This is a genomic window from Mesorhizobium sp. M7A.F.Ca.MR.148.00.0.0 (assembly GCF_003997735.1).
Taxonomy (GTDB): Bacteria; Pseudomonadota; Alphaproteobacteria; order Rhizobiales; family Rhizobiaceae; genus Mesorhizobium.
This window is the reverse complement of sequence record NZ_RZTB01000181.1, coordinates 433-1,795: the sequence shown is the minus strand read 5'-3', so window position 1 is coordinate 1,795 and position 1,363 is coordinate 433. Positions and strand designations below refer to the sequence as shown.

2 protein-coding genes are annotated in these 1,363 nt (G+C 53.5%); one reads left to right on the top strand and one right to left on the bottom strand.

Annotation, left to right across the window (positions count from 1 at the left end; all coding sequences use genetic code 11):
• The coding region (locus tag EOB49_RS31910; RefSeq protein WP_245472927.1) for a TIR domain-containing protein at positions 1-484 on the top strand (484 nt) is incomplete at its 5' end.
• Positions 485-677: 193 nt separating this feature from the next.
• Here the strand turns inward: EOB49_RS31910 and EOB49_RS31905 are convergent.
• Positions 678-1,363 (bottom strand): toll/interleukin-1 receptor domain-containing protein (locus EOB49_RS31905; protein ID WP_206526169.1); only part of this gene is annotated, 686 nt, incomplete at its 5' end.

Sequence of the window (1,363 nt, the reverse complement as noted above, 5' to 3'; positions counted from 1 at the left end):
ACCCCATATGACCCGCAAGGTATTCTTCAGCTTCCACTACGAGCGAGATGTCAGGAGGATCCAACAAGTCCGAAATTCATGGGTCATCCGAGAACAGGGTGCGGCTCCTCCGTTCTACGACAAAGCCGAGTTTGAAGAGGCGAAGCGCCGAGCGGGAGGCATCGAGCGGTGGATCGAGGAGCAACTCTTCGGGTGTTCTGTTACGGCGGTTCTATTCGGACGTGAAACGTATGATCGGGAATGGGTCAAGTACGAGATCAAGCGTAGCTATCAACTCAAGATGGGTATCTTGGCTATCGACATTCACAACGTGAAGGACCCTCTGACAGGTACTGACCTTCAGGGACGCAATCCATTAGAGAACTGGAGCGTAGATGGTAACCCATTCACGCACTTCTACCGTACCTACGACTGGGTGCGCGATGACGGCTACAACAACATCGGCAATTGGGTAGAGGTGGCGGCGAGGAATGCGGGCCGGTAAGAGCGTGGCTGTCAGCTAGAACAGAAAGCCCTAGGTCGGTGGCAAAGCCAGAAACTTAATCTGCGTCGCCGGCTTATCCACGATCACAAACTCGTCGTTCTGATGCCGCACTGTAGTTGCTTCGCCTCAGACCATGGCGCGGTTCGCCATGTCTCACCAGGGCGTCCACATGCCAGCAAAAGCAGAACAGCGGCTAGGAGGGAGTAGCCCCGTTCTTTTTGGCAAGCATGGAGAGAACTTTCTCCTTGATATCTGCCGCGACCAAAGTCAGGGCGTCGTCGCGATCCTTGAAACTTGCGATCGATGTACCCTTAGGGGTCGCCTGAAAAGTCCCGAAGGCTTCCTCCTGCCACAGGCAATTTCTCGCGATCACTGGAATGACAACCGCCGTGTTGTTGGCTTCCCGCTCCATCGCGTGGGTTAGCTCAATCTGGTTGCAATAACGCGAGTTGATAAAGTCAACGCTTATCAGGAGGATGATAATGTCGGCGCTCTCTAGATTGCCCTTGATGGCGTCCGCCCATTTGTCGCCAGTCTCGATTTCGCCATCGTGCCAAGCCTCGATAAGACTAAGTCGGCTCAGTGGTGTAAGGTGCTTTAGCAGGTCAACTTTGATGGCAGCATCTGCATGCGAGTAGGAGATAAACGCCTTGAGAGGCTTAGGGCTGGGGCTAGCCGCATTTTGGGGTAGGGACATAGTCCCACCCGGACCTCCCCTTATCAGTCCCTTCTTCCTCAGTCGGTCTTTAACCGTGGTGTAACGTTCTTCTATCCAGCCTAGTTTATTGAAAAGGGCTGCGTTTTTAACGCTCACTTTTCCGCCACCGGACAATTCTTTAATGGCGTCCATAAACCGGTCTTCTAGAGTTCCAACCGGTT